This window comes from Bosea sp. (in: a-proteobacteria), from assembly GCF_023953965.1.
In the GTDB taxonomy this organism is placed as follows: Bacteria; Pseudomonadota; Alphaproteobacteria; order Rhizobiales; family Beijerinckiaceae; genus Allobosea.
Genome location: NZ_JAMLIX010000002.1, coordinates 775,744 through 801,180 on the forward strand (window position 1 = coordinate 775,744; position 25,437 = coordinate 801,180).

Genomic DNA, 25,437 nt, shown 5'->3' on the forward strand with positions numbered 1-25,437 from the left:
ATGTCTCCGTGAATTCCGCTACGCTCCTCCCATGATTCAAGCCACCGCGTCCATCGCGATCGACGAAAGCGAGATCGAGGAGAGCTTCGTGCGCGCCTCCGGACCGGGCGGCCAGCACGTCAACAAGGTCTCGAGCGCGGTGCAGATCCGCTTCGACGCGCGCCGCTCGCCCAACCTGCCCAACGAGGTCGCGATCCGGCTGATGAAGCTCGCCGGCAGCAGGCTGACGCAGGACGGCGTGATCGTGATCGTCGCCCAGGCGCATCGCAGCCAGAAGCGCAATCGCGAGGAAGCGGTGGAGCGACTGCTGGAGCTGATCCGGGCGGCGGCGGTGCGCCCTGAAGTTCGCCGCGCGACCAAGCCGACCAAGGCCTCGAAGGAACGCAGGCTCGCCTCGAAGGAGCGCCGCTCCGGCGTCAAGGCCGGCCGGCAGAAGCCCGCCTCGGATTAGCCAGGGATGCCGCCGCCATGACGATCGCCGCCAAGCTGCCCTCCGTCCTGATCGCCAATCGCGGCGAGATCGCCTGCCGGGTCATCCGCACGGCGAAGCGGCTGGGCTTGAGGACCATCGCCGTCTACTCCGAGGCCGATGCTGAGGCGCTGTTCGTAGAGATGGCCGACGAGGCTTACGCGATCGGCCCCGCGCCTGCCCGCGAGAGCTATCTCGATACGGCCAGGATTCTCGCCGTCGCGCGGGAGGCGGGCGCTGCCTGCATCCATCCGGGCTACGGCTTCCTCTCCGAGAACGCCGATTTCGCCGAGGCTTGCGCGGCGGCGGGCATCGTCTTCGTCGGCCCGCCGGCCGCCGCGATCCGGGCGATGGGGCTGAAGGACGCCGCCAAGGCGCTGGTCGAGAAGGCCGGCGTGCCGGTGGTGCCGGGCTATCACGGGCCCCAACAGGATCCGGGCTTCCTCGCCGGGGAGGCGCAGCGCATCGGCTATCCGGTGCTGATCAAGGCGATCGCCGGCGGTGGCGGCAAGGGCATGCGCAAGGTCGACCGGCCTGAGGATTTCGCAGACGCCCTGACCGGCGCGCAGCGCGAGGCGGCGAGCGCCTTTGGCGACGTCCGCGTGCTGGTCGAGAAATATGTCCTCAGCCCCCGCCATATCGAGATCCAGGTCTTCGGCGATGGCCACGGCAACGTCGTGCATCTCTACGAGCGTGACTGTTCCTTGCAGCGGCGCCACCAGAAGGTGATCGAGGAAGCGCCGGCGCCGGGCATGACGGCGGCGATGCGCGCCGCCATGGGCAAGGCGGCGACGGAAGCCGCGAAGGCCGTCGGCTATGTCGGGGCCGGCACGGTCGAGTTCATCGCCGACGGACGCGAGGGCCTGCACCCCGACCGCTTCTATTTCATGGAGATGAACACGCGCCTTCAGGTCGAGCATCCGGTGACGGAGGCGATCACCGGGCTCGACCTCGTCGCATTGCAGCTCAAGGTCGCGGCCGGCGAGCCGCTCGGCTTCACGCAAGCAGAAGTGAAGGCGCAAGGCCATGCCGTCGAGGCGCGGCTCTATGCCGAGGATCCGGAGAAGGGCTTCCTGCCCTCGACCGGCCGGCTCTGGGCGCTGCAATTCCCGCAAGGCGAAGGCATCCGCGTCGATAGCGGCGTCGAGGCCGGCGATCTGGTGACGCCGTTCTACGATCCGATGATCGCCAAGCTGATCGCGCACGCCCCGACGCGCGACGAGGCGCTCGACCGGCTGGGCAGCGCGCTGGGCGAGACCATCGTCGCCGGCCCGCGCACCAACCTCGCCTTTCTGAAGAGGCTCACCGAGGCGGAAGGCTTCCGCAAAGGCGCGTTCGACACCGGCTTCATCGACCGCAACATGAGCGCGCTCGGCGCCGCGCCGCAGCCGCTCGATGCGGCGGCCGTGGCGGCGGCGGCCCTGCAGCTCGAGGAAGCGCGGCAGGCGGCGGGCCTCGCCGCGACGGAAGGCGAGGCGCGCTCGCCCTGGCAAAATCCCGATGCCTTCTCGCTGATGCCGCGCCAGCCGCTCGGGCTGCCTCTCCTGGTCGATGGCGAGCGCGTCGAGGCGCTGATCGAGTGGCAGGGCGATGGCGCCCGCGTCAGCCTGCCGGGACAGGCGATCGGCGAGGGCGAGCACGAGATCGCCTTGGCCGAAGGCGAAGGCGGCATCTGGTACGCGCTCCATCGCGGCCGGCAGACGGCGGTCGCGCTGTTCGATCCCTTCGGCGTCGATCTCGACGCGGCCGCGGGGGCCGGGGGCGTGGTCAAGGCGCCGATGCACGGCAAGCTCGTCGCGCTCTTCGTGGCGCCGGGCGAGGCCGTGACCAAGGGCCAGAGGCTCGCCATCGTCGAGGCGATGAAGATGGAGCATGTGCTGACCGCCCCGCGCGACGGCACGGTCAGCGAGGTCGCCGGCGAGCCGGGCGGACAGGTCGCGGAAGGCGCGAAGATCGTGGTGCTGGGGGAATAGGCGAGCGGGCACGCTGCCTTACAGGCGCCCGATCACCGGGAACTGCTCGGCCTCGTAGATCTGGCCCGAGACCGGCGCGCTCTCGTCCGAAAGCCAGAAGGCGGTATGGGCGGCGATCTCCTGCGGCTGCATGATCCGGCCGGTCGGGGCGTCGCGCGGCGGCAGATGGTTCTGCCAGCCGGGCTTGCGGCCCTCGCGCTGCTGTGTGGCGTCTTCGTTGGCGGTCCAGGTCCAGCCGACATTGAGCTGGTTGGCGCGGATGCGCTCGGGCCCCAGCGTGTTGGCGAGGTTGCGCGTCATCGTCATCAGCGCGCCCTTCGACATCGCATAGACGGTGAGGTTCGACAGGCCGCAATAGGCGTTGATCGAGCCGACGGTGACGATGGCGCCGGGCGATCCTTGCGCGCGAAAAGCGCGGATCGCCGCTTCCGCGCAGAGCAGCGGCGCCCGCGTGTTGATCGCGAAGACATGGTCGAAGAAGGCGGCCGTTGTCTCGGCCGGGATGCCGCGCGGATAGATGCCGGCATTGTTGACGAGCCCGTCGATGCGGCCGAAGGCGGCGACGGTGGCGTCGACGATCGTCCGCGCGGTCGCAGGGTCGGCGAGATCGCCCGCCATGCCTCGCGTGGCCGCGCCGAGCCGGACGACGGCCGCGTCGACCTCGCCCGCGTCGCGGCCGTGGAGCATCACCTTCGCGCCCTCCGCGACCAGTCGCTCGGCCATCGCATGGCCGATGCCGGTCGAGGAGCCGGTGACGAGGATGGCCTTGCCTGCTAGTCCGCGCATGGGGGCGTCCTTCCATGGTTCGGGGGCGGGAGGATTGTGAACCGCATCGCGGCGGGCGTGGCAACCGCCGAATCGAAGCCGCTCGCCCGCTCCCCTGCGGAAGGCTGCGTCGACGTGCCGCCGCAGGGAGGCGGGCGGGGCTGTGGAGAAGCGCGGCGGCGGCTGGCCCTGCGGCGGACAGGGGCCTATTTTGCCGCCATGCCCCTTCACCTGCTCAAGCTCTGCGTCGGCGCCGAATCGATCACCGATCTCGAGGAGTGGATCGCGGAGCGCATGGCCCAGCGCCGGGCCCGCGGCGAGCCGGCCGAGCAGCTTCACACCACGCGCATGGTGCCCAGAAAGGTCGCGGAGATCCTCGACGGCGGCTCGCTCTACTGGGTGATCAAGGGCCAGGTCTCGGCGCGCCAGCGCCTGATCGACATCCGCCCCTTCACCGACGGCGAGGGCATCGGCCGCTGCCACCTCGTGATGGAGCCGGTGGTTGTGCCGGTCGAGCCGCGCCCGTACCGCCCCTTCCAGGGCTGGCGCTATCTCGAGGCCAAGGACGCGCCGCGCGATCTCGCCGACCACGGCGGCGATCTCGGCGAGATGCCGGAGGCGCTGCGGCGGGAATTGGCGGGGCTGGGGCTGCTGTAGGCTGCCTACGCCGCGATATTGTCGATCAGCCTTGTGCCGCCGATGCGCGCGGCGATGAGCAGGCGGATCGGTCCGTCCGCAAGGGAGGTGACCGGCGCCAGCGTCTCGGCGTGGCGCGCTTCCAGATAGTCGAGCTCGAAGCCGGCGGTGATGATCGCCTCCTGCGCCTCTGCCACCGCCTTGAACAGGTCGTCGCGGTTGCGGATGCGGATGGCGAGCTCCTGCATCACGCGATGGAGGAGCGGCGCCAGCGCCCGCTGCTCGGGCGAGAGGTAGCGGTTGCGCGAGGACATGGCGAGCCCGTCCGCCTCGCGGATCGTCGCCAGCGGCACGATCGCGACGCCGAGGTCGAGATCCGTCGCCATCCGCGTCACGACCTTGAGCTGCTGATAGTCCTTCTCGCCGAAGATCGCGCAATCGGCCCGGCTTTGCGTGAAGAGCTTGCAGCAGATCGTCGCCACGCCCTCGAAATGCGTCGGGCGGAAGCGGTCCTCCAGCCCGACCGCGGCCGGGCCGAGCAGCAGGACGCGCGTCGCGAAGCCGGCCGGATACATCTCCTCGACCGAGGGGAAGAACACCGCGTCGGCCCCGGCCGCGACGAGCTTGGCGCAATCGGCGTCGAAGGTGCGCGGATATTTCTTGAAGTCCTCATGCGGGGCGAACTGCGTCGGGTTGACGAAGATCGTGACGATGACGCGGCTTGCCCGGCGCCGGCCTTCCGCCACCAGCGCGATATGGCCCTCGTGCAGCGCCCCCATGGTCGGCACCAGCGCCACCGTCTCGCCGGCGCCATGCCAGCCGGCCACGGCCGCGCGCATCGCGGCGACCGTCTCGAAAACCGTGATTGCGGCCATTCCTGAGTTCTCCGTTCGCCGCACGGGTAGCAAATGCCGCCGTGATGGCCAATATCAGGAAAGAAGGGCGATTCAGCGGATCGAAAGGGGCCGATGAGCGACAGGAACGAGCGGGCCGTCGGCAAGGCGGGAGCGACCGCGGCGGCGGGGCCTTCTGAGCCGGGCGAGATCGATCGCTTCCTCGGCGCGGCGAAGCGGCTTGCGCCCCTGGCCACGGGTCAGGCGGGGCGGCTCGTCTTCGCGCTCGACGCCACGATGAGCCGCCAGCCGACATGGGACCTCGCCTGCTCGCTGCAGGCGCGGATGTTCGATGTCGCCGCCGGAAGCGGCGGGCTTGCCGTGCAGCTCGTCTATTTCCGGGGCCTCGGTGAGTGCCGCGCCTCGGGCTGGGTCGGCGAGCCGGCGCGGCTCAACGGGCTGATGCGCCGCATCGCCTGCGCGGGCGGGCAGACCCAGATCGCGCGCGTGCTGCGCCATGTCCGCGACGAGGCGAGCGCGGTGCCGCTGCGCGCCTTCGTCTATGTCGGCGATGCGATGGAGGAGGATATCGACGCGCTGGCGGCGCTCGCCGGCGAGCTCGGCCTGCGCGGCATCCGCGGCTTCGTCTTCCAGGAGGGCGACGATCCCGCGGCTGGCTCGGCCTTCGCCACGATCGCGCGGCTGACCGGCGGCGCCCATGCACGCTTCGATAGCGGCGCGCCGGATTCGCTGCTCGATCTCCTGCGCGGAGCGGCGGCCTATGCCGCCGGCGGGCGCGAGGCGATGCAGCGGCTTTCCGGCTCGAACCCGGCGGTGAAGGGGCTGATCGCCGCCATGGACGGAGGGCGCCGGTGAGCCTCATCTACGGCGTGGCCGTGCTGATCCTGGTCTGGTGGCTGGCGAAGCTCTTCGCCGGGGCCAACCCGAAAGCGCTGGCGCGGCTGGCGAAGACCGGCGGCGGCGTCGCCGCGCTCGGTGTGGCCGGGCTCCTGATGGCCAGGGGTCGGATGGACATGGCCGTCTTCCTCGGCGGCATCGGCGCCTGGCTGCTCGGCTGGAGCGCGACCGGGCCGGGCGGCATCCGCTTTCCCTGGGCCGACCGCGGCGGGCCGACGCCGGGCGCGACCTCGCAGGTCAAATCCGTCCTGCTGGAGATGGAGCTCGATCACGACAGCGGCGCGGTCGCCGGCCGTGTCACCGCCGGCCCCTATGAGGGGCGTAACCTCGACAGCCTGGGCCAGGCCGATCTCGCCCAGCTGATGCGCGACTGCCTGGCGCGCGATTCCGAAGGGGCGCGCCTGCTAGAGGCATATCTCGACCGCCGGTCGCCCGGCTGGCGTGAAGACGCTCAGCGTGATGGCGACGCGGGGCAGCGCGGCGCGCCGGGCGCGGGCGCGATGACGCAGCAGGAGGCCCACGATATCCTGGGGCTTCAGCCGGGGGCGGGCGAGGAGGCGATCCGCGAAGCCCACCGGGCCCTGATGAAGCGCATCCACCCGGATGCCGGGGGCACCAGCGGCCTTGCCGCTCGCGTCAACCAGGCCAAGGACGTCCTTCTGAAGCAGCGATAGCGAGGCGTTCGGGGAGTGGCTCTGCGACATGGCGTGAACTCCTGTCCCTGATCCGGTCAGCTGCGCGTGGCGAAGCAGGCGAAGCCGCCGCGCTTCAGCTGGGCGCAGGCGTTCTGCGCGTCCTTGGAGTCGTCGAAGCCGGCGAAGCGGGCGCGGAACAGGGTCGAGCCGCCCTTCGCGACCTTCTCGGTGAAGGGCGAGGCGCTGGCGAGCGAGCCCGCCGCCTTGGCCCGGGCGCGGGCCAGGATTTCCTTGGCCTTGGCCTCGTCGTCGGTGGCGCCGAGCTGGATCACCCATTTGCCGGAGGCGACGACGGCCGCCTGGTGCGATATCGCCGGGGCGGGCTGAGGCGCCGGAACCTCGACGGCGGCGCTCTGGGTCTTGCGGACGGGAGCGTCGGTCACGGCCTCGGCGAGCTTCACCGGCTCCTCGGCGGGCTCGGACGCCCTGGCGATCGAGGAGGTGACGTCGACATTCGCCGGCGGGCGCAGGACCTTGGCGTCGGCCGGCTGGGCGCCGATCGACCAGCGCATGGCGGACGGCGTCGTCGTCGCCGCGACCGGGCGCATGCCGGAGATCTGGAGCGGCTGTCCGCCGCTGGCGGCGACGGCGACCGGGCGCGGCGGCGCGATCGGCGTTGTGGTCGGCAGCGGCGCATAGGCGCGCGCGGCGGCCGGGAGCGCTTGCGCCTCCGCCTGCAGGCGCGGGCGCGGGACCGGGATCGGCGCAGGCTCGGCGGCGGCCTGCGGGGCGGACAGCGAGCGCGGGCGCTCCTCCGGAGCCGGTGGCGCCTCGGCGACCATCACCGAGGAGCGGCCGCTGGTCGAGGCGCGCGGCAGGCTGGCGAGGACGAGATCGGTCATGATCCGGTCGCGCGCGGCGCCGGAGCGGCCGCCGAGCACGATCGAGACGATGTGCCGGCCCTCCGCCTTGGCCGAGGTCATCAGGTTGAAGCCGGAGGCGCGGGTATAGCCGGTCTTGATGCCGTCGACGCCCTCGACCTTGCCGAGCAGGCGGTTATGGCCGCGGATCGTGCGGCTGCCGTACTGGAAGGCCCGCATCGAGAACAGCGGGTAGTATTTCGGGAAGCGCTCCTGGATGGCGCGGGCGAGGATGCTGAGGTCGCGCGCCGTCGTCAGGTTCGGCGGGGAATGGGGCAGGCCGTGCGGGTTGTAGAAGCGGGTCGAGCTCATGCCGAGCGCGCGCGCCTTGCGCGTCATCTGCTCGGCGAAGGCCGCTTCGGAACCGGCGATGTTCTCGGCGACGACGACCGAGGAATCGTTGGCCGAGAGCGTGATCATGCTCTTGATCGCGTCCTCGACCGCGATGGTGGAGCCGGCGCGCAGGCCGAGCTTGGTCGGCGGCTGCGAGGCCGCGTAGGACGAGACCCTGAGCTCGGAATCCATGCTGAAGCGGCCGCGCTCCATCTGCTCGAACAGCATGTAGAGCGTCATCACCTTGGTCAGCGAGGCCGGGATGCGGGCGGCATCCTCGTTGACCGCATGCAGGGTGCGGCCGGTCTTCGCGTCGACCACCATCGCGGCATAGGGCGGCGTATAGCCGCCGCCGGCATGGTGCCGGCGCTTTCGCGCCTCGGCGGGGGAGGAGGCGATCGTGGCCGCGACGGCGACGACACCGATCAGACCGGCGACGGCCCGCAGACGCGGCCGCCGCAACCCAACGCAACCAGAAACCATGTACCCGCCTCAACTCGTCAACTGGGCCGGTCCCCGCGCCGGGTCATCGTGGCGCGGGGGACACAGTCGCTGAGGTTAGGCGGGCGCGGTTACGGAGCCGTTAAAACTTGAACGGTCGTCGCCGGAACAGTCTGCGTTTGGTGCAATGCAGCGTCCCCTTGACATTTATGTTGCGATGCACAATATACCGTAAGTCCCCGGTGATGATCTCGATCATGCGACCTTGGGGCGCGCGACTTGTCGGGCCGATCGGCCCATTCACCCTGAGGCGGCACCGCCGGGAGACGACCATGATCCAGCAGTTCGACACCATCCAGAAGGCTTCCAAAGACAACGTCGACGCCGCCCTGAAGGCTTTCGGCGCCACCTCGAAGGGCGTGCAGACGATCGCCGTCGAGACGACCGACTATGCCAAGAAGTCCTTCGAGGCCGGCACCGCCACGCTCGAGAAGCTCGCCGGCGTGAAGACCTTCGACAAGGCCCTGGAAATCCAGGCCGACTTCATCAAGGCCTCGTTCGAGGGCGCCGTCGCCCAGATCACCAAGATGGGCGAGCTCTATGCCGCTCTCGCCAAGGACGCCTACAAGCCGTTCGAGGGCATCGTCGCCAAGGCCGCCCCGAAGGCGTGATCCCGGCCGGCGGCCGAAAGGCCGCCGCGGCTCCTCGTGAGTTCGGTTGCGTTTGCGAACCCCGGCCGGTCAGGCCGGGGTTTTTCGTTTGGCGTACGGTCCGTCATTCCCGGGCGCGCCTTAAGGCGCGAAACCGGAACCCACCACCGAGTATAACATCTGATGCCCGGTTGCGGGTGGCTCACCCAGTCGCGGGTTCCGGGTTCTTCGCTGGCGCGAAGCCCCGGAATGACGAGAGCGGGGTCAGGCCGGCAGGACGACGACCTTGGTCTTGACCGGGGTCTGATCGTAGAGATGGATCATGTCCTGGCTGAGCAGGCCGACGCAGCCGCTGGTGACGCCGCTGCCGATCGATTCCGGGTCGCTGCTCGCATAGATCGTGTAGAGCGTGTATCTGCCGTTCTGGTAGAGATGCAGCGTGCGGGCGCCGAGCGGGTTGTCGAGGCCGCCGGGCATGCCGCGGGCGTATTGGGCCGCCTCTGGCTGGCGCTTGATCATTTCCGGGGGCGGGGTCCAGGTCGCCCATTCGGACTTGCGCCCGACATAGGCGTCGCCGTTCCAGCGGAAGCCGTCGCGCCCGACATTGGCGCCGTAGCGGGTGGCGTTGCCGTCGCCCTCGATGCGGTAGACGTAGTAGTTGGCCGGATCGACGATGATCGTGCCCGGCTCCTCGCGGGTCTCGTAGCGGACGGTGCGGCGGAAATATTTCGGGTCGACCTTGGTGACGTCGACCGCGGGAATCGGGAATTTCTCCTGCGGCACCGGACCGTAGAGCTGCTGCGCCTCGGCGAGGCTCATGCCGTCGCCGGCGCAGCCGCCAAGACCCAGTGCGCCGAGGCCGGCGGCCGAGACCGCCAGGAACGACCGGCGGTCGATCCCGCCGGCAGCACGCTTCCCACCATTCATGATCATGACCGGACTTCCCATGCTGCTGCCCGGCGAGAACCCGCGCCGGCCTTCCGCTGCCGTTTATTCTATAGCATGACGAAGTTGGGCGGAACCATGGCGGCGGACGGGGGCAGCTGCCGCCTGCCGTTCGAACCGATTGAAAACACCGCCGGTTGAGCGCATCTGTGGGGTATGCGCCTGCCGTCGCGGCGCTGAAGAGGTCCGGTTTCCGCCATGCTCGACAAATCCGCGCCGCCCCGCACGCTCAAGCTCAACGCCGCCGACAATGTCGTCGTCGCCGTCGATCCGATCGATGCCGGAATGACGGTGGCCGGGGTTACGGCGCTGAAGCGCGTCCCGCGTGGGCACAAGCTGGCGATCGCGCCGATCGCGAAGGACGAGCCGGTGCGCAAGTTCGGCCAGATCATCGGCTTCGCGACGAGCGACATCTTGCCGGGCGAGTGGGTGCACGAGCACAATACCGGCTTCCACGCCTTCGCGCGCGACTACGCCTACGCCGCGGAGGCCAAGCCCGAATTCGTGCTGCCGGTCGAGCAACGGGCGACCTTCGAGGGCTTCCGCCGTGCGGGCGGCAAGGCCGGCACGCGCAACTATGTCGGCATCCTGACCTCGGTGAACTGCTCGGCCTCGGCCGCGCGCTTCATGGCCGAGGAGGTCAAGCGCTCCGGCCTGCTCGCCGATTATCCCAATGTCGACGGCGTGATCGCACTGACCCACGGCACCGGCTGCGGCATCGACTACAACGGCGAGAGCTTCGAGGTCCTCAAGCGCACCACCTGGGGCTATGCCTGCAATCCCAACATGGCGGCGGTGCTCGTCGTCGGCCTCGGCTGCGAGGGCTTCCAGATCAGCCGGATGAAGGAAGCCTATGGCGTCACCGAGAGCGACGTCTTCCGCACCCTGACGATCCAGGAGACGGGCGGCACGAAGAAGGCGGTCGCAGCCGGCATCGAGGCGCTGAAGGTGATGCTGCCGATCGCCAACCGGGCGGTGCGCGAGACGGTGCCGGCCTCCGAGCTGATGCTGGCCTTGCAGTGCGGAGGGTCGGACGGCTATTCCGGCATCACCGCCAATCCGGCGCTGGGGGCCGCCGTCGACATCCTGGTCGAGCATGGCGGCACGGCGATCCTCTCCGAGACGCCGGAGATCTACGGCGCCGAGCATCTGCTGACGCGCCGCGCCGCGACGCGCGAGGTCGGCGAGAAGCTCGTCGGCATCATCGAATGGTGGGAGGACTACACCGCGCGTGCCCGGATGAGCATGAACAACAACCCCTCGCCGGGCAACAAGGCGGGGGGCCTGACCACCATCCTGGAGAAGTCGCTCGGCGCTGCCGTCAAGGGCGGCACCAAGACGCTTTCGGCGGTCTATCACTATGCCGAGCCGGTGACGGCGAAGGGGTTCGTCTACATGGACACGCCCGGCTACGATCCGGTCGCGGCGACCGGGCAGGTGGCGGGCGGGGCCAATATCCTCGCCTTCACCACCGGGCGCGGCTCGGCCTATGGCTGCAAGCCGACGCCCTCGGTGAAGCTCGCCACCAATACGCCCGTCTACGAGAAGATGATCGACGACATGGACATCAATTGCGGCGACGTGCTCGACGGGGTTTCGCTGGAAGAGAAGGGCCGCGAGATCTTCGACAAGCTCCTGAAGGTCGCCTCGGGCGAGCGGACCAAGTCCGAGGAGCTCGGCTATGGCGACGCCGAATACGTGCCATGGCAGATCGGCGCGACGATGTAGCGGGCGGCTTTCGCCTATAGCGAAAAGCCCTTCAGCCTCTCGCCCAGCCCCTCGATCCTGTCGGCGGGGACGTTGGCGATGGCGATGCGCAGATGGTTCTCCTGCCCGGGGCCGAAATAGGGGCCGGGCAGGGTGAGCACGCCGCGTTCCTCGGCGAGGCGCCGCCCCACCGCGCCCGCCGGCACGCCCGCGAAGGGATGGGCGACATAGGCGAAATAGGCGCCGGCCGAGAGGATCCGCCAGCCGTTCAGCGGCGCCATCGCCCGGCGGAACAGATCGGCGCGGGCGTTGATCTCGGTGCGGTTGCGCCCACGCCAGTCGCGGATGCCGTCGATGCCCCAGGCCACGGCCGCTTGTGCCGCCTGGACCGGGCAGATCTGCAGGCAGTCGAGCACCTTGCCGATCTCGGCCTGCACGCTTGCGCCGGCCGTGATCGCGCCCAGCCGCCAGCCCGGAATCGCATAGGCCTTCGAGAAGCTGTAAAGGCCGATCACCGTGTCTTGCCAGCCCATTGCGGCGAAGACTTCATGGGGCCTGGCAGCCGTCGCGGGCAGGAAATCGCGATAGGTCTCGTCGAGCACGAGCCAGAGGCCGCGCCGGGCGCAGAGCGCGGCGAAGGCGGCGATGGTCTCAGGCGGATAGACCGCGCCGGTCGGGTTGTTGGGGGTGACGAGCACGATGGCGCGGGTGCGCGCATCGATCAGCGCCTCGGCGGTCGCGACAGCGGGCACGAAGCCGGCTTCCGGCGCCGCGGGCAGCGGGCGGGCCTCGATGCCCAGCATCGACAGCGTCATCTCGTGGTTGAAGTACCAGGGCGTCGGCAGGAGCACATTGTCGCCGGCCCGCGCCAGCGCCATCATCGTCACCACGAAAGCCTGGTTGCAGCCCGAGGTGATCGCGACCTCGGCGGGCGCGAAGGCGCTGCCGTAAAGGCGCGAGATCTCGGCCGCATAGGCTTCGCGCAAGGCCGGGTCGCCGGCAAGCCCGCCATAGCGCGCCGTGTCGGGATCGGCGGCGGCGCCGGCGAGCCGCTCGAGCAGGGCCGCCGGTGGCGGGGCGCCGGGAACCGCCTGGGAGAGATCGATCAGCGGGCCGCGGTCGCCGTCATAGGCGCGCGCCCAGCCTTTCGCCTCCGGGATCGGCGGCGTGCCGGTGTCGATGAGATCGGGATTGAGCGGGGCGCTGGCGGTCGTCGGCATGGTCTCATCGGTTTGCGGCGCGCCGGCCTTTACGTCAATCGTCGATGTGGACGACCGCATCGGGGGCTGTATCCCGAATCCGCAGCGGTGTTATCGTATCGGCAGCGAATCAAGCGTTGCGCGTGGGGGTGAGCGGCACATGTCCGACGAATTCGGTGAGAGCGGGCGGCCACCGATGGGTCCCATCCAGTCACTCAACCGCGTCGTGCGGCTCGATGGGGCGGGCAGCCACGCGGCGGAGGTGCCGGTCGAGATCGCCGGCTACGTCAAGTGGTTCGACGTTTCCAAGGGCTACGGCTTCGTCGTGCCGGAGGCGGGCGGCACCGACATCCTGCTGCATGTCACCATCCTGAAGCGCGACGGCTTCAACGCGATCGCGGAGGGCGCGCGCATCGTGCTCGAGGCGGTCGAGAAAGTGCGGGGTCGCCAGGCGGTGCGCGTCATCTCGATCGACACCTCCGCCGGCCGCCACCCTTCCGAGATGCCGCTGGCGCGCACCAATGTCGCGGTCGCGCCGACCAGCGGGCTGGAGCGCATGGTGGTGAAGTGGTTCAACCGCCTGCGCGGTTTCGGCTTCGTCTCGACGGGCGAGGGCGCGCCCGACGTCTTCGTGCATATGGAGACGCTGCGGCGCTACGGCCTCGTCGAGCTCGTTCCGGGCCAGACGGTGCTGGTGCGCTACGGGCCGGGGCCGAAGGGGCTGATGGCGGCCGAGATCCATCTGGAGCAGGGCGGCGCGAGCGTGGCGCACTGAAGCGGCCCACCCGGCCGATGGGATGAAAGGGGCGCCGCGCGGGCGCCCTCTCTTTTGGCCGGCCTCAGACGGAAAACGACGTGCCACAGCCGCAGGAGCTGGTCGCGTTCGGGTTGGTGATCCGGAAGGACTGGCCGATCAGGTCGTCGACGAAGTCGATGGTGCAACCCTCGAGCAGGTCGAGCGAGGTTTCGTCGATCAGCACCCTGGCGCCGTCGCGCTCGATCACGAGATCGTCGGCGGCCTGCTCCCGGTCGATGTCGAAGACGTATTGGAAGCCCGAGCAGCCGCCGCCGGAGACGCTGACGCGCAGCATCGCGCCCGGCGCTTCGTTGGCCATCACCGACAGGATTCGTTTCGCGGCATTGGCCGTGACCTCGATACCACGCGGCTTGACGGCGAGATCGCTCGACATCATCGGGACTCCTTGGGCAGGCTCCCCGGCAGATGCTCCTTGCACCCCGGTTGCCCGGAAAGGTAAGGGCCCGGCGGCGGCCAGACAAGCAGGGGGCCGCAACGAGGCTGCCATGCCCCATCGACGCGACGCGCCTTCCGGCTTTTTCCTTCCTCCCGGCCTCGAGCCCGGCGAGCGCTGGCGCGCGCCCTATGCCTGCCGCTCCTCCCTGAGCCGTGGGCGCCTCGTCGCCGAGCCGGCCTCCGCGACGCGCGGCGAATTCCAGCGCGACCGCGACCGCATCATCCATTCGACCGCCTTCCGGCGGCTGGCGCACAAGACGCAGGTCTTCGTCTCGCATGAGGGCGACCACTATCGCACCCGCCTGACGCACACGATCGAGGTGGCGCAGATCGCGCGAGCGCTCTCGCGCGCCCTCGGCCTCGACGAGGATCTGGCCGAGGCGCTGGCGCTGGCGCATGATCTCGGCCACACCCCCTTCGGCCATACCGGCGAGGACGCGCTGGAAGAGTGCATGGCCGGCTTCGGCGGCTTCGACCACAACGCCCAGACCCTCAGGATCGTGACGCGGCTGGAGCGGCGCTACGCCGCTTTCGACGGGCTCAACCTGAGCTGGGAGACGCTGGAGGGGCTGGTCAAGCACAACGGCCCGCTCATCGACCGTGAGGGCAGGCCCACAATGCGCCATGTCGCGCGCGGCCTGCCGGTCGCGATCCTCGAATACCAGGAGCGCCAGGATCTCTGGCTCGACAGCCATGCCTCGGCCGAGGCGCAGGCCGCCGCGCTGGCCGACGACATCGCCTACAACGCCCACGACATCGACGACGGCCTGCGCGCCGGCCTCTTCGGCCATGCCGAGCTCAGGGCGGTGCCCTTCCTCGCCGGGCTGCTCGACGAGATCGAGCGGCTGCATCCGGGGCTGGAGCGGGCGCGCGCCACCAACGAGCTGGTGCGCCGCGTTATCACCCGCTTCGTCGAGGACGTGATCGCCGAGTCGCAGCGGCGCCTCGCCGCGCTCAAGCCGGCCGATGCCGATCAGATCCGGCGGGCGGACGGCCCCGTCGTCGCCTTCTCGGGCCCGATCGCGGCGGCCGACCGCGACATCAAGGGCTTCCTCTATCCGAACATGTACCGCCACCCGCGCATCGCGCCGATCCGGGCCGATGCGGCGCAGGTGGTGCGCGAGCTGTTCGCCCGCTTCAGCGCCGATCCGGCGGCGATGCCGGCGGAGTGGGCGGCCGGTTGCGAGGGCCTCGACGCGCACCGCCGCGCAAGGCGAATCGCCGACTACATCGCCGGCATGACCGACTGGTACGCGCTCGACGAGCATCGGCGCCTGTTTGACGTCACCCCTGCGCTGCGATAGGGCCGGGCGGCTTCCCATCCGCGATCCCCGTGACCACGATGAACCTGTTCGAGATCCATTCCGCCCGTCTTCACAGTGCGCTTGCGGCGCTGGCCGCGCGAGGCGCGCTGCCGGCGGGCCTGAATCTCGCGCGCGTCGTGGTCGAGCCGACCAGGGACGCAGGCCATGGCGATCTCGCGACCAACGCCGCGATGGTGCTGGCCAAGGAGGCCGGGACGAATCCGCGCGCGCTCGCCGCGCTCCTGGTCGAGGAATTGTCGAAGGACCCCGAGATCGCCAGGGCGGAGATCGCGGGGCCCGGCTTCATCAACCTGACCCTGCGGCCGGCGGTGTTCACCGCGGTGCTGAAATCCGCCATCGAGGCCGGCGCCGATTACGGCCGCGGCGCGCCGAAGCCCGCGCCGAAGATCAATGTCGAATATGTCTCGGCCAATCCGACCGGGCCGATGCATGTCGGCCATGGCCGTGGCGCGGTGTTCGGCGATGCGCTGGCTAGCCTGCTCGCCTTCGCCGGGCACGACGTCACCCGCGAATACTACATCAACGATGCCGGCGCGCAGGTCGACGTGCTCGCCCGCTCCGCCTTCCTGCGCTATCGCGAGGCGCTGGGCGAGGATATCGGGGCTATCCCCGAGGGGCTCTATCCCGGCGACTACCTGGTCTCGGTCGGGCAGGCGCTCGCCGCGCGATATGGCGAGACCCTGCGCGACAAGGCCGAATGGGACTGGCTCCCGCTCGTCCGGCAGGCGGCGACCGACGCCATGATGGCGATGATCCGCGACGATCTCGCCGCGCTCGGCGTCGTCCACGAGGTCTTCTTCTCCGAGCGCTCGCTGCAGGGCCGGGACGGCGATACCAATGCCGTGCACCAGACGATCCAGGATCTGCGCGCGCGCGATCTCGTCTACGAGGGCCGGCTGCCGCCGCCCAAGGGCCAGAAGGACGAGGACTGGGAGGACCGCGAGCAGACGCTGTTCCGCGCCACCCGCTTCGGCGACGACGTCGACCGGCCGCTGCTGAAATCGGACGGCAGCTACACCTATTTCGCCAACGACATCGCCTATCACCGCTCCAAGTTCCTGCGCGGCTTCCCGGAGATGATCGACGTCTGGGGCGCCGACCATGGCGGCTACGTCAAGCGCATGCAGGCGGCGGTGAAGGCGGTGACGAACGGTGAGGGCGCGCTCGACGTCAAGCTCTGCCAGCTCGTGCGGCTGTTGCGCAACGGCGAGCAGGTCAGGATGTCGAAGCGCTCCGGCGATTTCGTCACGCTGCGCGAGGTGATCGACGAGGTCGGCCGCGACGCGGTGCGCTTCATGATGATCTTCCGCAAGAACGACGCGACGCTCGACTTCGATCTCGCCAAGGTGGTCGAGCAGTCGAAGGACAATCCCGTTTTCTACGTGCAATATGCGCATGCGCGCTGCGCCTCGATCTTCCGGCAGGCGCGCGAGACGTTCCCCGATCTCGATCTTTCGCCCGCGGCGCTGGCCGGGGCCGATCTTTCGATCCTGACCGACGAGGCGGAAACCGGCATCGTCAAGACGATCGCGGCCTGGCCGCGCATCATCGAAGGAGCCGCCGCCGCGCATGAGCCGCATCGTGTCGCCTTCTTCGTGCATGAACTGGCGAGCGCCTTCCATTCGCTCTGGAACAAGGGCAAAGACTCGCCGCAATTACGGTTCGTTAATCAAACTGATCGAAAGTCGACCCTGGCGAGATTGGCGTTCGTGCATGCGGTGCGCGGCGTCCTTGCTTCCGGTCTGGCTGTCGCCGGAGTTGCGGCGCCGGAAGAGATGCGCTGACGGAGGCTTTTCCGCCGGCGCGCACAAGGTCAGATTGACCGCACGGGTCATCGCCTTTTCCATAGGGAAGGGCGGCTTGTGCTGGAATGGATCATGCCATGAGTGAGCCAGCTAGGAACCGTTTCGCGCTCGATCTCGAAGATCTCGAGCGCCAGCTGCGCGCAGCCGGGCAGGCACCCCGCCCGGGGCAGCAGGCCGACCCGCTCGCGGAGCTGACCCGCATCGTCGGGCAGGACGATCCGCTCAAGGACATCTTCGCCGAGCGGCGCCAGGGCCTGCGCCATGAGCCGAGCTTCGAGGTCGTGCCGCATCAGCCTGCGCCGCCCGCCGCCGAGAGCGGCGCGCCGCCGGCCGAGCTGCGCGGCGCGCTGGACGAGTTCGAGGCGCTGCTGCGGCGTACCGAGCCGCAGCGGGCGCCCCCGCCTCCCGCCGCTCCCCGGCATGAGTACGCGCCCGATTTCGACCTGCCCGAGCCGCTGCCGCCCTTGCATCCGGCCGCGCCGCGCGATCTCGACGAGGGCGCCGGGTTCGATCCCGCCCCGGTCGTCTATGCCGACGAGGCGCCCGCGTATGACTATGGCGAGACGCAGCAGGACGAGCCCGCGCCCGAATACGGCGAGGACGACATGCCCGATCTGGAGCCGCGCCGCTCGCGCAAGGGGCTCTGGGCTGCGGCCGCGGTCATCGCGGTCGGGCTCGTCGGCGTCGGTGCCGCCTTCACCTGGCGCGGCGGCTCGACCTCGACGGACGGCCAGCCGCCGCTGATCACGGCCGATGCCGGCCCGGTCAAGGTCGAGCCGGTCAATCCCGGCGGCGCCGAGATCCCGAACCAGAACAAGCAGATCTACGAGCGCAGCCCCGATGCCCCCGCCGGGCAGAGCCGCGTCGTGAACAATGAGGAGCAGCCGGTCGACGTGCAGCAGGCGGCGCGCTCGCTGCCGCCGCGCGTGGTCATGCCGGGACCGAGCTCGGCCGAGGCGACCGCGCTCGCCGCCGCACCGGGCGCGCCCGAGCGCAGCATCGTCCCGCCGGAGCCGGCGCTCACCCCGATGCCGCCGGTGCCGGGGCTCGGCGAGCCGCGCAAGGTGCGCACCGTCTCGATCCGCCCCGACGGCACGCCGGCGCAGGCGCCCGTCGCGGTCGATTCCGGCCAGCCGGCCGCGACCGGCTCGGCGCCGCTGCGGCCGACGGCGCCGCCGGCGGCCCAGCCCCGCACGGCGCAGGCCCCCGCCGCCCCGAAGGTCCAGGAGCGCGCGACGACGCCGCCGGCCGCCACCACGCCGGCCGTGCCGACCCGCCTCGCCAACGCGGCTCCCGCCGCCGCGCCGCAGGCTCCGGCGACCGCCGCGCTGCGCGCCGGCACCGGCGACTTCGTGGTCCAGCTCGGCGCGCCGGGCAGCGAGGCGGAAGCCCGCGCCACCTTCGCGGCGCTCCAGCGCAAATATCCGCAGCAGCTTTCCGGCCAGGCGCCGATCGTGCGCAAGACCGAGCTCGCCGGCGGCAAGACCGTCTACCGCCTGCGCGTCGGGCCGTATTCCCGCGACGAGGCGACCACGATGTGCACGCAGCTTCAGGCCGCCGGCGGGCAGTGCTTCATCGCCAAGAACTGATTGTCACGGTCTTTCCGGTTACGGCGAACGGCGGCCCTTCGGGGTCGCCGTTTCCGTATCGGGGCCGGGAGCGCTTGACGCCCCGCGCGCCGCTTCCTAACCCGGTGGCATGACATCGCGCGCCTTCATCGCCGGCTGCCTCGGCTCGAGTCTCACCGCGGACGAGCGGGCCTTCTTCCGCGACGCCCGGCCCTGGGGCTTCATCCTGTTCAGGCGCAACACCCAGTCGCCCGAGCAGGTCGCCGCGCTGACCGCCGAGATGCGCGAGGCCGTCGGCTGGCACGCGCCGATCCTGATCGACCAGGAAGGCGGGCGCGTCCAGCGCATGGGGCCGCCGAGCTGGCCGAAATATCCGCCGGCGCGCGCCTTCCTCGGCATCAACGATCCGCTACGCCAGCGCGAGATCGTCCGCCTTTGCGCCCGGCTGATGGCGCATGACCTGAGACAAGTCGGCATCGACGTCGACTGCCTTCCGGTGCTCGACGTGCCGGTCGCCGGCAGCCATGACGTGATCGGCGACCGCGCCTATGCGCATGACCCCGATCAGGTCGCGCGGCTCGGCCGGGCCGCGGCGGAGGGGCTGATCGCCGGCGGCGTGCTGCCGGTCGTCAAGCACATGCCCGGCCACGGCCGCGCGCGCGCCGACAGCCATCACGACCTGCCGGTCGTCGACGCCTCGCTGGATGAACTCAGGGCGCATGATTTCCGCCCGTTCCGGCATCTCGCCGACATGCCGCTGGCGATGACGGCGCATGTCGTGTTCACCGCGCTCGATTCCCGGCATCCGGCGACCGTCTCGCGAAAGATCGTGCGTGAGGTCATGCGCGGCGAGCTTAACTTCGACGGGCTGATCATGACCGACGACATCTCGATGAAGGCGCTCTCCGGTTCGTTCGAGGCCAAGGCGCGCGCCGCCATCCGCGCCGGCGTCGACCTCGTCCTGCATTGCCACGGCATCATGGCGGAGATGATCGCGGTCGCCGGCGCCGTGCCGGAGATGACCGGCGCGCGGGCGCGGCGCGCCGCCGCCGCGCTCGGCCGCATCCGCCACGCGCCGGAGCCGGTCGATCTGGAGGCAGCCCGCGCCGAGGTCGCGGCCGCGCTTGCGTTGCAGGGCTGAACGGCCGAACCTGAAGCTCGGGGGCGCAGGGGCTTCAGGCGCTGTCGGCACGTGCCATGACGTTGTCATTCCGGGTTCGCGCCTTTAGGCGCGCCCCGGAATGACAGGGGAAAGGAGCCCGAGGCTGATGACGGCCGAATTGCCATTCGAGGAAGACCGCGGGCGGCGCGCGGGCGAGCCTTCGCTCGTCGTCGATGTCGACGGCTATGAAGGGCCGCTCGACCTTCTGCTCGATCTGGCGCGGCGCCAGAAGGTCGACCTCGCCCGCATCTCGATCCTGGCGCTGGCCGAGCAATATCTCGCCTTCGTCGAGGAGGCGCGGGCGCTGAGGCTCGAGCTCGCTGCCGATTATCTGGTGATGGCGGCCTGGCTCGCCTATCTGAAGTCGCGTCTGCTGCTGCCCGATCCGCCCAGGGGCGAGGAGCCGAGCGCAGCCGATCTCGCGACCGCGCTGGCGCTGCGCCTGCGCCGGCTGGAAGCGATCCGCGCCGCCGCCAACCGGCTCTCCGCGCGCGAGCGGCTGGGGCAGGACGTGTTCGCGCGCGGCGCGCGGGAAGAAACGGCGCCCGGCGCCCGGCCGGTCTGGGAGGCGGAGCTCTACGATCTGCTCTCGGCCTATGCCCGGCAGCGGCAGCAGCGTGCGCAGGCGCATATCTCGGTCGGCCACCGCGTGGTCTGGTCGCTGGTCGAGGCGCGCGAGGCGTTGCAGCGGCTGATCGGCGAGGCCGGCGACTGGACCGATCTCGATGGCTATCTGACGCGCTACATGGCCTCGCACGGCCTGCCGATGCGCGAGATGCGGGCGACGGTCCGGGCGTCCGCCCTGTCGGCGATGCTGGAGATGGCGCGCGAGGGGGTGATCGACCTCAGGCAGGAGAAGGCCTTCGCGCCGATCTCGCTGCGGCGGCGTTCGGCCAGGCCCGAAGGGCTGCCCTTCGCCGCCGGGGGCGGCTCATGAGCGGCAGGGCGATCGAGGCCCCGGACGACGATGCCGATGACGCGGCGGAAGCCTTCGCCCGGGCGCTGCGCATCGCCGAGGCGCTGCTCTTCGCCTCGGCGGCGCCGCTCACCGCCGAGGTGCTGGCGCGCGCCATGCCGGCGGGCGTGGCGATCGGGCCGGTGCTGGCCCGGCTGGCGGAAAGCTATGCGACGCGCGGCGTCAACCTGCGCCGGGTCGCCGGCGGCTTCGCCTTCCGGACGGCGCCGGACCTCGGCTATCTCCTGGCGGCGGAGGCTGAGCCGCCGCGCCGGCTGTCGCGCGCCGCGCTCGAAATGCTGTCGATCATCGCCTATCACCAGCCGGTGACGCGGGCCGAGATCGAGGAGATCCGCGGCGTCGCCACCGCCAAGGGCACGCTCGACATCCTGCTTGAGGCGGGCTTCGTGCGCCTGCGCGGGCGGCGGCGCTCGCCCGGCCGGCCGATCACCTACGGGACGACGCCGGGCTTCCTCGATCATTTCGGGCTCGACCGCATCGATGATCTGCCGGGGCTTGAGGAGCTCAAGGGGACGGGGCTGATCGAGGGGCCGCTGACGCGCGAACTGACTGTGCCGGTGCCCGACGACGATCCGTCCCTGCGCGACGACGAGGACCCGCTCGGCGACCTGTTCAGCCCGCTTGACGATGGCGAAAGCGGGCAGCAACAGGGCTGAGCGAGGGCGGCATGACGAGGAGCGGGGATTGGCACTGAGCGAGACCAAGGCAGGATGGCTCGGCTGGGGCCGGCGCGGCACGGCCGGTGCCGCGATCCCGATGGCGCTCGGATTCGAGCATGTGACGCAGCGCTTCGGGGCGGTGGCGGCGCTGACGGATGTTTCGCTCTCGGTCGAGCCCGGCGAGATCGTCGCGCTGCTCGGCCAGTCCGGCTGCGGCAAGACGACGCTGCTCAGACTCGCCGCCGGGGTCGAGCGGCCGAGCGCCGGGCGCATCCTTCTGGAGGGGCGCGACGTCTCGGCCCCGGAGCGCTTCGTCGAGCCCGAGCATCGCGGCGTCGGCTTCGTCTTCCAGGATTATGCGCTGTTCCCGCATCTCACCGTGCGCGAGAACGTCTGCTTCGGCCTGCGCGGTCAGGCGCCGGCCGCCACCGAGGCGACGGCGCTCAGGGCGCTGGCGCGGGTGGGGCTTGCCGAGCTCGCCGGGTCCTATCCGCATATGCTCTCCGGCGGCGAGCAGCAGCGCGTGGCGCTGGCGCGCGCCATCGCGCCGCGGCCGGGCGTGCTCCTGATGGACGAGCCATTCTCCAACCTCGACCGGCGCCTGCACGACGTGGTCCGCGACGAGACCGCGGCCCTCCTGGAGGAGACCGGCGCGACCTCGATCATCGTCACGCACGATCCCGAGGACGCGATGCGCATCGCCGACCGGATCGTGCTGATGCGGGCGGGCCGGATCGTCCAGGTCGGGACGGGCGAGGAGCTCTACAAGCGTCCGGCCAGCCTCTTTGCCGCCCGATTTTTCTGCGATCTGACCGAGGTCGAGGGCAGGGTCCGCGACGGCGCGGTCGAGACGCCGTTCGGCCGCTTCGCGGCGCCGGGCATCGCGGAAGGCGCCGACGCGATCGCCTGCATCCGGCCGCATCGCGTCCGCATCGTGCCGAAGGGCTATTACCTGCCCGGGCGGCTGACGGGCCGGCGCTTCCTCGGCGAGGCCGACCATCTGAGCGTGATGGTGGACGGCTTCGACAGGGCGCTGTCGGTGCGGGCGCGGCTCTCGGACGGGATCGCGGTGGGCGACGAGGTCGGTGTCGAGATTCCCTCGGACGAAGTCCTTGTGTTTCCGGCCGCGGATCAATAGGTTCCGCCGCCGAACAAGCGACCGGGCAGGGATCTGGCGGGGATAGCCCCCCGGTCGACGCAATTTCGTAAGGAGTACCACCATGGGTGGCGTGAGCATCTGGCACTGGATCGTCGTCGGCGTCATCGTGATGCTGCTGTTCGGGCGCGGCAAGGTCTCCGAGCTGATGGGCGACGTCGCCAAGGGCATCAAATCGTTCAAGAAGGGCATGGCCGAGGACGACGAGCCGACGCCGACCGTCGACCCCAAGGTGATCGACCAGGTCAAGGCCGACAACGCCGCGGCCGAGGCCAAGGCCAAGGCCGAGCACAAGGCCTGACGCCGCCGCGACGCGGGGCTGAAGCCTGAGAGGACGAGCCGTCGATGTTCGACATCGCCTGGAGCGAGATGGTGCTGATCGGCGCGGTGGCGCTCGTGGTGATCGGCCCGAAGGACCTGCCCAAGGCCCTGCGCACGGTCGGCCAGATGGTCGGCCGGGTCCGGCGCATGGCGGCGGAGTTCCAGGGCCAGTTCAACGAGGCGATGCGCGAGGCCGAGCTCGCCGATCTCAAGAAGCAGGTCGACGATATCGGCGGATCGGTGTCGAACGCGCTGAACAGCGACTTCAAGCCGATCGATTCGATCAAGGATTTCGAGCCCGCCAAGCCCGAAGCGGATAAGCCGGACGAAGCGGCGCTGAAGCAGGCCGAGGCGAGCCTCGCCTCGCTGCCGCCGCCGGAACCGCTGCCGCCCGTCGAGATCGAGGCGCCGCGCCCCAGGCCCAGGCGGACGCGCAAGGCCGCGGCCGAGCCGGCGGCTGCGCCTGTCACGGCCGAGCCTGAGCCGGCGAAACCCGCCCGCAAGCGCAGCGTCAAGGCCGCTGCGGCTGAGGCCGCCAAGCCCGTCCGCCGGCGCAAGACCGTGAAGGGCGAGGAGAATTCCGCATGAGCGTCGCCAATCCTCGCGAGGGCGAGGACGAGATCGAGGCTTCGCGCGCCCCGCTCATCGACCATCTGATCGAATTGCGCTCGCGGCTGATCAAGTCGCTGATCGCCTTCCTGATCATGTTCTTCGTCTGCTTCGCCTTCTCGACGCAGATCTACAACATCCTGGTCTGGCCCTATGTCCGGGCCGCCGGCAGCGCCGCCAACGCGCAGCTGATCTATACAGGCCCGCTCGAGCTGTTCTTCACCCATATCAAGGTGGCGGCCTTCGGCGCCGGCTTCTTCGCCTTCCCGGTGATCGCGACGCAGATCTACAAATTCGTGGCGCCCGGCCTCTACAAGAACGAGAAGGCGGCTTTCGCGCCTTATCTGATGGCGACGCCGGTGTTCTTCCTGCTCGGCGCGATGCTGGTGTTCTTCTTCGCCATGCCGGTGCTGATGAAGTTCTCGCTCGGCATGCAGCAGGCCGCGACCGAGACCCAGGCCGGCATCGCGCTCCTGCCGCGGGTCAGCGAGTATCTCTCGCTGATCATGACGCTGATCTTCGCCTTCGGCATCGCCTTCCAGCTTCCGGTGATCCTGACGCTCCTCGGGCAGGCGGGCATCATCGATTCGAAGTTCCTGAGGGAGAAGCGCCGCTACGCCATCGTCTTCGTCTTCGTCGTGGCGGCGGTGCTGACGCCGCCGGACGTGATCTCGCAGCTGATGCTCGCGGTCCCGATGCTGCTGCTCTACGAGCTTTCGGTATTCTCCGTGCGCCGGGTCGAGAAGAAGAGCGAGGCGGCGAAGGCGGAAGCGGAATGACGGCGGGGAGGGCGACAACGGTGGTTCCCTCCCGCGCGATCCCGGTCTAGAGCATCCTGCGCTGCGCTTCGGCAGCGATGGCATGGCCGGACGACGATGTACGACATCAAATGGATTCGCGAGAACGCCGCGGCGTTCGACAGGGGGCTTGAGCGCCGGGGCTTCAAGGACACCTCGTCGCGCGCCTTGTTCGATCTCGACGACAGGCGCCGCGCGGCAATCGCGAAGGCGCAGGCCACGCAGGAGCGCCGCAACGCGCTCTCCAAGGAAATCGGCAAGGCGATGGGCGCGAAGGACGCCGCCCTCGCCGAGAGCCTCAAGGCCGAGGTCGCCGGGCTGAAGGAAGCGCAGCCGGCGCTGGAGGCGCAGGAAAAGGCGGCGCGGGAAGCGCTGGACGCCGCGCTCGCAGCGATCCCGAACACCCCCTTCGACGATGTGCCGGACGGCGCCGATGAGCACGGCAACGTCGTGCTGCACCTCCATGGCGTGAAGCCGGAGGAGCGCGGGCTGCTCGCCGGCGTCGACGAGCCGAAGCAGCATTTCGAGCTCGGCGAGGCGCTCGGCCAGATGGATTTCGAGACGGCGGCCAGGCTTTCGGGCGCCCGCTTCGTCGTGCTGGAGCGCGGGATCGCCCGGCTCTCGCGCGCGATCGGCCAGTTCATGCTCGATACCCACACCGAGGAGCACGGCTATATCGAGGTGAACCCGCCGCTCCTGGTGCGCGACGACGCGATGTTCGGCACCGCGCAGCTGCCGAAGTTCCGCGAGGACCAGTTCCGGGCCGGGCAGGAGCATTGGCTGATCCCGACCGCCGAGGTGCCGCTGACCAATCTGGCGCGGGAGCAGATCCTCTCCGAGGAGGAATTGCCGCTGCGCTTCACCGCTCTCACCCCCTGCTTCCGCTCGGAAGCAGGCTCCGCCGGGCGCGATACGCGCGGCATGCTGCGCCAGCACCAGTTCGAGAAGGTCGAGCTCGTCTCGATCACCGCGCCGGAAAAATCGCGCGAGGAGCACGAGCGCATGCTCGCCTGCGCCGAGGCCGTGCTGAAGAAGCTCGACCTGCATTATCGCGTGATGACGCTGTGCACCGGCGACATGGGCTTCGCCTCGCGCAAGACCTGGGACATCGAGGCCTGGCTGCCGGGGCAGAAGAGCTATCGCGAGATCTCGTCCTGCTCGGTCTGCGGCGATTTCCAGGCGCGGCGGATGAATGCCCGCTACAAGACGAAGGACGGCAAGGGCCCGTTCTTCGTGCACACCCTCAACGGATCGGGCACGGCGGTCGGCCGGGCGCTGATCGCGGTGATGGAGACCTATCAGAACGCCGATGGCTCGATCACCGTGCCCGCGGTGCTGGTGCCCTATATGCGCGGCGTGACGCGGATCGAGCGGGCCTGAAGC

Annotated in this window: 25 protein-coding genes; 19 read left to right on the plus strand and 6 right to left on the minus strand. The window is 70.1% G+C overall.

What is annotated here, in order from left to right:
• Positions 1-31 precede the first annotated feature (31 nt).
• Complete coding sequence (arfB, locus tag M9917_RS18780; protein WP_297256241.1) at positions 32-451, plus strand: alternative ribosome rescue aminoacyl-tRNA hydrolase ArfB; 420 nt, start codon at positions 32-34, stop codon at positions 449-451.
• 17 nt (positions 452-468) lie between these two features.
• Complete coding sequence (locus tag M9917_RS18785; RefSeq protein WP_297256243.1) at positions 469-2,442, plus strand: acetyl/propionyl/methylcrotonyl-CoA carboxylase subunit alpha; 1,974 nt, start codon at positions 469-471, stop codon at positions 2,440-2,442.
• Between the two features lie 18 nt (positions 2,443-2,460).
• On the opposite strand, the gene M9917_RS18790 is transcribed toward M9917_RS18785, so the two are convergent.
• On the minus strand, positions 2,461-3,228 hold the full coding sequence (locus tag M9917_RS18790) for an SDR family NAD(P)-dependent oxidoreductase (RefSeq protein WP_297256245.1): 768 nt from the start codon (positions 3,226-3,228) through the stop codon (positions 2,461-2,463).
• A gap of 198 nt (positions 3,229-3,426) precedes the next feature.
• On the opposite strand from M9917_RS18790, the gene M9917_RS18795 reads away from it, so the two are divergent.
• Entirely contained in the window at positions 3,427-3,864 is a 438-nt protein-coding gene (locus M9917_RS18795) for a DUF1489 family protein (RefSeq protein ID WP_297257125.1), read from the plus strand.
• A gap of 5 nt (positions 3,865-3,869) precedes the next feature.
• Here M9917_RS18795 and panC read toward each other — a convergent pair whose 3' ends face one another.
• Positions 3,870-4,718 (minus strand): pantoate--beta-alanine ligase, encoded by an 849-nt coding sequence (gene panC, locus M9917_RS18800; RefSeq protein ID WP_297256247.1) that lies wholly within the window; start codon positions 4,716-4,718, stop codon positions 3,870-3,872.
• 93 nt (positions 4,719-4,811) lie between these two features.
• Here panC and M9917_RS18805 point away from each other — a divergent pair, with 93 nt between their 5' ends.
• Entirely contained in the window at positions 4,812-5,552 is a 741-nt protein-coding gene (locus M9917_RS18805) for a VWA domain-containing protein (protein WP_297256249.1), read from the plus strand.
• A complete protein-coding gene (locus M9917_RS18810) occupies positions 5,549-6,268 on the plus strand; it encodes a J domain-containing protein (RefSeq protein ID WP_297256251.1) in 720 nt (239 codons plus the stop codon). Before M9917_RS18805 ends, M9917_RS18810 begins: the two co-directional genes overlap by 4 nt.
• Before the next feature lie 56 nt (positions 6,269-6,324).
• Here M9917_RS18810 and M9917_RS18815 read toward each other — a convergent pair whose 3' ends face one another.
• Complete coding sequence (locus M9917_RS18815; RefSeq protein ID WP_297256252.1) at positions 6,325-7,944, minus strand: SPOR domain-containing protein; 1,620 nt, start codon at positions 7,942-7,944, stop codon at positions 6,325-6,327.
• A gap of 311 nt (positions 7,945-8,255) precedes the next feature.
• Between M9917_RS18815 and M9917_RS18820 the strand changes: the two genes are divergently transcribed.
• Positions 8,256-8,594: a phasin family protein gene (locus M9917_RS18820; protein ID WP_297256254.1), complete on the plus strand. Its 339-nt coding sequence runs from the start codon at positions 8,256-8,258 to the stop codon at positions 8,592-8,594.
• A gap of 243 nt (positions 8,595-8,837) precedes the next feature.
• Here M9917_RS18820 and M9917_RS18825 read toward each other — a convergent pair whose 3' ends face one another.
• A complete protein-coding gene (locus M9917_RS18825) occupies positions 8,838-9,506 on the minus strand; it encodes a L,D-transpeptidase (RefSeq protein ID WP_297256256.1) in 669 nt (222 codons plus the stop codon).
• Positions 9,507-9,716: 210 nt separating this feature from the next.
• On the opposite strand from M9917_RS18825, the gene M9917_RS18830 reads away from it, so the two are divergent.
• Positions 9,717-11,246, plus strand: coding sequence for a UxaA family hydrolase (locus M9917_RS18830; RefSeq protein WP_297256259.1), 1,530 nt, complete (start codon positions 9,717-9,719; stop codon positions 11,244-11,246).
• Between the two features lie 14 nt (positions 11,247-11,260).
• On the opposite strand, the gene M9917_RS18835 is transcribed toward M9917_RS18830, so the two are convergent.
• Entirely contained in the window at positions 11,261-12,445 is a 1,185-nt protein-coding gene (locus M9917_RS18835) for an aminotransferase (protein ID WP_297256261.1), read from the minus strand.
• A 139-nt stretch (positions 12,446-12,584) separates the two neighbouring features.
• Between M9917_RS18835 and M9917_RS18840 the strand changes: the two genes are divergently transcribed.
• A complete protein-coding gene (locus tag M9917_RS18840; protein WP_297256263.1) occupies positions 12,585-13,199 on the plus strand; it encodes a cold-shock protein in 615 nt (204 codons plus the stop codon).
• Between the two features lie 64 nt (positions 13,200-13,263).
• Here M9917_RS18840 and erpA read toward each other — a convergent pair whose 3' ends face one another.
• Positions 13,264-13,617 (minus strand): iron-sulfur cluster insertion protein ErpA, encoded by a 354-nt coding sequence (gene erpA / locus M9917_RS18845; protein WP_297256265.1) that lies wholly within the window; start codon positions 13,615-13,617, stop codon positions 13,264-13,266.
• A 109-nt stretch (positions 13,618-13,726) separates the two neighbouring features.
• Between erpA and M9917_RS18850 the strand changes: the two genes are divergently transcribed.
• The 11 genes from M9917_RS18850 (at position 13,727) to serS (ending at position 25,434) form a co-directional block, all read left to right on the plus strand.
• Entirely contained in the window at positions 13,727-14,980 is a 1,254-nt protein-coding gene (locus M9917_RS18850) for a deoxyguanosinetriphosphate triphosphohydrolase (RefSeq protein WP_297256267.1), read from the plus strand.
• Positions 14,981-15,018: 38 nt separating this feature from the next.
• Positions 15,019-16,785, plus strand: coding sequence for an arginine--tRNA ligase (argS, locus tag M9917_RS18855; protein WP_297257126.1), 1,767 nt, complete (start codon positions 15,019-15,021; stop codon positions 16,783-16,785).
• A 98-nt stretch (positions 16,786-16,883) separates the two neighbouring features.
• Positions 16,884-18,395 carry an SPOR domain-containing protein gene (locus M9917_RS18860; RefSeq protein WP_297256268.1) on the plus strand — a complete coding sequence of 504 codons (1,512 nt, stop codon included), beginning with the start codon at positions 16,884-16,886 and terminating at the stop codon, positions 18,393-18,395.
• 109 nt (positions 18,396-18,504) lie between these two features.
• Entirely contained in the window at positions 18,505-19,515 is a 1,011-nt protein-coding gene (nagZ, locus tag M9917_RS18865; protein ID WP_297256270.1) for a beta-N-acetylhexosaminidase, read from the plus strand.
• A 127-nt stretch (positions 19,516-19,642) separates the two neighbouring features.
• Positions 19,643-20,473: a segregation and condensation protein A gene (locus tag M9917_RS18870; RefSeq protein WP_297256272.1), complete on the plus strand. Its 831-nt coding sequence runs from the start codon at positions 19,643-19,645 to the stop codon at positions 20,471-20,473.
• Positions 20,470-21,168, plus strand: coding sequence for an SMC-Scp complex subunit ScpB (gene scpB, locus M9917_RS18875; RefSeq protein WP_297256274.1), 699 nt, complete (start codon positions 20,470-20,472; stop codon positions 21,166-21,168). Before M9917_RS18870 ends, scpB begins: the two co-directional genes overlap by 4 nt.
• A 100-nt stretch (positions 21,169-21,268) precedes the next feature.
• Entirely contained in the window at positions 21,269-22,309 is a 1,041-nt protein-coding gene (locus M9917_RS18880) for an ABC transporter ATP-binding protein (protein WP_465246403.1), read from the plus strand.
• An 82-nt stretch (positions 22,310-22,391) separates the two neighbouring features.
• Positions 22,392-22,628, plus strand: a complete 237-nt coding sequence (locus tag M9917_RS18885; protein ID WP_297256278.1) for a twin-arginine translocase TatA/TatE family subunit — start codon at positions 22,392-22,394, stop codon at positions 22,626-22,628.
• 44 nt (positions 22,629-22,672) lie between these two features.
• Positions 22,673-23,236 carry a Sec-independent protein translocase protein TatB gene (gene tatB / locus M9917_RS18890; RefSeq protein ID WP_297256280.1) on the plus strand — a complete coding sequence of 188 codons (564 nt, stop codon included), beginning with the start codon at positions 22,673-22,675 and terminating at the stop codon, positions 23,234-23,236.
• A complete protein-coding gene (tatC, locus tag M9917_RS18895) occupies positions 23,233-24,036 on the plus strand; it encodes a twin-arginine translocase subunit TatC (protein ID WP_297256283.1) in 804 nt (267 codons plus the stop codon). The genes tatB and tatC overlap by 4 nt, the downstream gene beginning before the upstream one ends.
• 96 nt (positions 24,037-24,132) lie before the next feature.
• On the plus strand, positions 24,133-25,434 hold the full coding sequence (gene serS / locus M9917_RS18900) for a serine--tRNA ligase (RefSeq protein WP_297256285.1): 1,302 nt from the start codon (positions 24,133-24,135) through the stop codon (positions 25,432-25,434).
• The last annotated feature ends 3 nt before the right edge of the window (positions 25,435-25,437 follow it).